This is a genomic window from Phenylobacterium sp., from assembly GCF_037138395.1.
Classification (GTDB): domain Bacteria; phylum Pseudomonadota; class Alphaproteobacteria; order Caulobacterales; family Caulobacteraceae; genus Phenylobacterium.
The window spans coordinates 1-4,562 of record NZ_JBAXIM010000182.1; the positions used below are offsets into that span (position 1 = coordinate 1).

The window sequence follows — 4,562 nt, forward strand, 5'->3', positions numbered from 1 at the left end:
GGCCTCGCCATGGCCATGAACCTGTTCAGCTACTGGAACTCGGACAAGATCGTCCTGAAGATGTACCGGGCCCAGCCGGTGGATGCCTCCCACCCGGACGCCCGGGTCCGGGCCTATGCCGAGGACGTGCTCGAGATGGCGTCCCGGGCGGGAATGCCAGCACCAAAGGTCTACATCATCGACCAGGACCAGCCGAACGCCTTCGCCACCGGGCGGAACCCGGATCACGCTGCAGTGGCGGCCACCCGGGGCCTGCTGCAGATGCTCGACCGGCGGGAGATCCGTGGCGTCATGGCCCATGAACTGGCGCACGTGAAGCACCGCGACACCCTGACCATGACCATCACCGCGACCATAGCGGGCGCCATCTCAAGCCTGGCCAACTTCGCCGCCTTCAGCGGTGGATCCAGCAACGGCGAACGGCGGGGCGGCGGGCTCATGGGCCTGGTGATCATGATCCTTGCGCCGATCGCGGCGGCCCTGGTCCAGATGGCCATCAGCCGCAGCCGCGAGTACGAGGCCGACCGCGGGGGCGCCGAAATCTCTGGAGATCCCGAGGCCCTGGCCAGCGCCCTCAGCAAGATCGAAGCCTACGCCCAGGGCGTTAGAAACCCTGACGCCGAGGCCAACCCGGCCACCAGCCACATGTTCATCATCAATCCGCTTTCAGGCGAAGGCATGGACAACCTGTTCTCCACCCATCCCTCCACCGCCAACCGCGTGGCGGCCTTGATGGAGATGAAGGGCGGGTAACTCGCCCTATTCGGCGGGCTCGGCCTGTCGACGGACCAGGAGCCGGTCGAACTCTGTCCAGACGCCCGCGTCGCCATGCCACTGGCCGCGGGTCGCGGCCTTGGAGTACTCGGTCGAGCGGGCCTCGAAGAAGTTGGCGTGCTCGACCCCCGACAGCATGGACTGCAGCCAGGGCAGGGGGTTTTCCCGGACCCCGTAGACCTCCGGCAGGGACAGCTGGCGCAGGCGCCAGTCGGCGATGAACCGGATGTAGGCCTTAATATCGTCCGGCGTCATGCCCTGGATATCGCCGGCCGAGAAGGCGAGGTCGATGAACTTGTCTTCCAGCCCGACCACCGTCTTGCAGCAGTCGATGATGTCGTCGGCAACGGAGGGGGTGACTGCCCCGGTCTCCTGGTTGAAGGCATGGTAGAGCTTGATGATGCCCTCGCAGTGCAGGCTCTCGTCACGCACGGACCAGGACACGATCTGCCCCATGCCCTTCATCTTGTTGTGCCGGGGGAAGTTCATCAGCATGGCGAAGCTGGCGAACAGCTGCAGGCCCTCGGTGAAGGCCCCGAACATGGCGAGCGTCCGGGCGATGTCGGCCTCGGTCTCGACCCCGAACTGCTGCATGTAGTCATGCTTGGCCTTGAGTTCCTGGAACTCCAGGAAGGCCGTGAACTCGGAATCGGGCATGCCGATGGTCTCGAGCAGCAGGGCGTAGGCGGCGATGTGGATCGTCTCCATGTTGGAGAACGAGGCCAGCATCATCTTGATTTCGGTCGGGCGGAAGACGCGCGAATAGCGCTCCATGTAGTTGTTGTTCACCTCGACGTCCGACTGGGTGAAGAACCGGAAAATCTGGGTGAGCAGGTTGCGCTCGCGGTCATTGAGCTTGGTGGCCCAGTCCTTGAGGTCCTCGCCGAGCGGGATCTCTTCGGGCATCCAGTGGACCTGCTGCTGGCGCTTCCAGAAGTCGTAGGCCCAGGGATACCTGAAGGGTTTGTAGGCATAGGACGGGGTGAGCAGACCTGGAAGTTGGGACTTGGCGGACACGGTCAGGCGCTCCAGGGAGACAGGGATGGGGTCGGCGGATCGGGAAACAAACTAGACACGGTGCCGAACCGATATCTAGGGGGTGTCGCACTGTCCAGCCCAACATGTTGTGCACGGGCTGGGGATAGATGGCTTACTGGCAGGCTAGGCATTCCTCGTAGTCCGTCCGAACGCCCTCGACCATCGCGACGATCTCTGCCGTCTCGGCGCCGGCGTGGGCAGCGCGCTGCACGGACTTGGAACGCAGATAGTAGAGGGACTTGCACCCCTGCTCCCAGGCGGTCCAGTGCAGCATGTGCAGGTCCCACTTGTCGACATCCCCCGCCAGGAAGATGTTGACTGACTGGGACTGGCAGATGTCGGGCGTGCGGTCAGCAGCCAGTTCCACCACCCAGCGCTGGTCGAGTTCGAAGGCGGTCTTGTAGATGTCCTTCTCGTCCTGGGTCAGGATGTCGAGGTGCTGGACCGAGCCCTCGTTCTCGAGGATGGAGTCCCAGACCGGCGGGGTATTCTGGCCGCGGGCCTCGAGCAGGCGCTCGAGGTAGGGATTGCGGACCGCAAAGGTGCCCGACAGGGTCTTGTGCGTGTAGATGTTGGCCGGGATGGGCTCGATGCCGGCGCTGGTCCCGCCGCAGATGATCGAGATCGAGGCGGTCGGGGCAATGGCCAGCTTGTGCGAGAAGCGCTCCATGACGCCACGCTCGGCGGCGTCCGGGCAGGGACCGCGCTCGGCGGCCAGGACGCGTGAGGCGGTGTCGCACTGGCGGCGGAGGTGCTTGAACAGCCGCATGTTCCAGGACTTGGCCAGGGCGGACTCGAAGGGCACGTTCTGCAGCTGCAGGAAGGAATGAAAGCCCATCAGCCCCAGGCCGACCGAGCGCTCGCGCTGGGCGGCGTAGATGGCGTTGGCCATGCTCGGGGGCGCCCGGGTGATGAAATCCTCCAGGACATTGTCGAGGAAGCGCATGACATCCTCGATGAAGGTCGGATGGTCACGCCACTCCAGGAAGGTCTCGGCATTGACCGACGACAGGCAGCAGACGGCGGTGCGCTCCTTCCCCAGGTGGTCGAGGCCGGTGTGAAGCATGATCTCCGAGCACAGGTTGGACTGACGCACAGACAGGCCGAGGTCCCGCTGGTGCTGCGGCATGGAGCGGTTCACGGTGTCGGAGAAGATCAGGTAGGGCTCGCCAGTCTGCAGGCGGATCTCGAGGATCTTCTGCCAGAGGCTGCGGGCGTCCACTTCCCGCAGGACGTCTCCTGTCTTGGGAGAGCGCAGGCCGAAGGGCGCGCCTTCGCGGACGGCCTCCATGAACTCGTCGGTGATGGAGATCCCGTGGTGGAGGTTGAGCGACTTCCTGTTGAAGTCGCCCGAGGGTTTCCGGATCTCAAGGAACTCTTCGATCTCGGGATGGTGGATGTCGAGGTAAACCGCCGCCGAACCGCGCCGGAGAGAGCCCTGGCTGATCGCCAGGGTCAGGCTATCCATGACGCGGATGAAGGGGATGATACCGCTGGTCTGGCCAGCGCCCTTGACCTTCTCGCCAATGGACCGGACGCCACCCCAATAGGTGCCGATGCCGCCGCCATTAGAGGCCAGGGCGACGTTCTCGTTCCACACGCCCTGGATGCCGTCGAGGGAATCATTCACCGCGTTCAGGAAGCAGGAAATCGGCAGGCCTCGGTCCGCTCCGCCGTTCGACAGTACGGGGGTCGCGGGCATGAACCACAGGCGCGAGATATAGTCATAGACCCGCTGGGCATGGTCTGCGTCATCGGCGTAGGCCGTGGCCACCCGGGCGAACATGTCCTGGTAGGACTCGCCCGCAAGGAGGTAACGGTCCTCCAGGGTGGTCTTGCCGAAGTCGGTGAGGAGGGCGTCCCGGGACCGGTCGACCTGGACCTTCCGGACAAGCTGCAATTGGGGACGTTCCGTCGGCTCCGCCGCCGCATTGGCGTCCGCCTGCTCCAGCCGCCTGACGGCTTCATTCCCACTCATGACCTGCACCCGCTATCCTCGCTGGCGGCGCGGTGCGATCCCGCGCCTGCCGCATCCCTATGACTACATCTAGTGGGCGCCCCGCCCGACTACGCAACATCATGGGCCACGAGCCTCATGAATCGTCAACGGGGCCAGCGGGTTGTCCCCCGGAGTTTTTTGCTAACGAGAGATTAACAGGGGGCTTGACGCTTGAACATGCAGAGGTTTCGACGCATCCCCGAATCCCGGATCACGAGACTGTGAACAGTTTTTGGGGCTCAGGCGGAGAGGGTTGCGGTGGACACGGACCCGCCCTCGCAGCGGTTCCCAGAATGGAAAAAGGGCCCGGTCATGAGACCGGGCCCCCATATTTCCAGGCGTTTCCGCCTACGATCGAAATCAGAAGTTGATGTCGATCGTCGAACGGCGGTTCAGGGGTTCCTTCACGCCGTCGCCGGTGGCGACCGCGAGTTGGGTTTCACCCTTCCAGTCGACCTGCATCAGCTGCTGGCCAACACCCTGACCGACCAGGGCGTCCGCAACGGCCTTGGCCCGGCGCTCGGAGAGACGGGTGTTGTAGGCCGGCGAGCCGGACGAGTCGGTGTGGCCGACCACGATCACGCGGGTGGCGTTGCCAGCCTTGGCGTATTCAGCCGCTTCGGTGACGATGGTCTGGGCTTCCGGCGTCAGGACAGACTGATCGAACGGGAAGTAGACCACGAACTGCTTCGCCTCGTAGGCCGGCGGCGGCGGAGGCGGCGGCGGCCTACGAGGCGAAGCAGTTCGTGGT

3 protein-coding genes and 1 pseudogene are annotated in these 4,562 nt (G+C 64.5%); 1 reads left to right on the forward strand and 3 read right to left on the reverse strand.

Annotated features, from left to right (window positions below; all coding sequences use genetic code 11):
* Window positions 1-735 (forward strand): annotated as a pseudogene (gene htpX, locus WCJ52_RS11715) (zinc metalloprotease HtpX); the annotation flags it as partial.
* A gap of 24 nt (window positions 736-759) precedes the next feature.
* Here htpX and WCJ52_RS11720 read toward each other — a convergent pair.
* The 3 genes from WCJ52_RS11720 to WCJ52_RS11730 all read right to left on the reverse strand — a co-directional run.
* Window positions 760-1,791, reverse strand: coding sequence for a ribonucleotide-diphosphate reductase subunit beta (locus WCJ52_RS11720; RefSeq protein WP_336903490.1), 1,032 nt, complete (start codon window positions 1,789-1,791; stop codon window positions 760-762).
* 133 nt (window positions 1,792-1,924) lie between these two features.
* Window positions 1,925-3,790, reverse strand: coding sequence for a ribonucleoside-diphosphate reductase subunit alpha (locus WCJ52_RS11725; RefSeq protein WP_336903491.1), 1,866 nt, complete (start codon window positions 3,788-3,790; stop codon window positions 1,925-1,927).
* Between the two features lie 381 nt (window positions 3,791-4,171).
* On the reverse strand, window positions 4,172-4,562 hold a 391-nt coding region (locus WCJ52_RS11730; RefSeq protein ID WP_336903492.1), incomplete at its 5' end, for an OmpA family protein.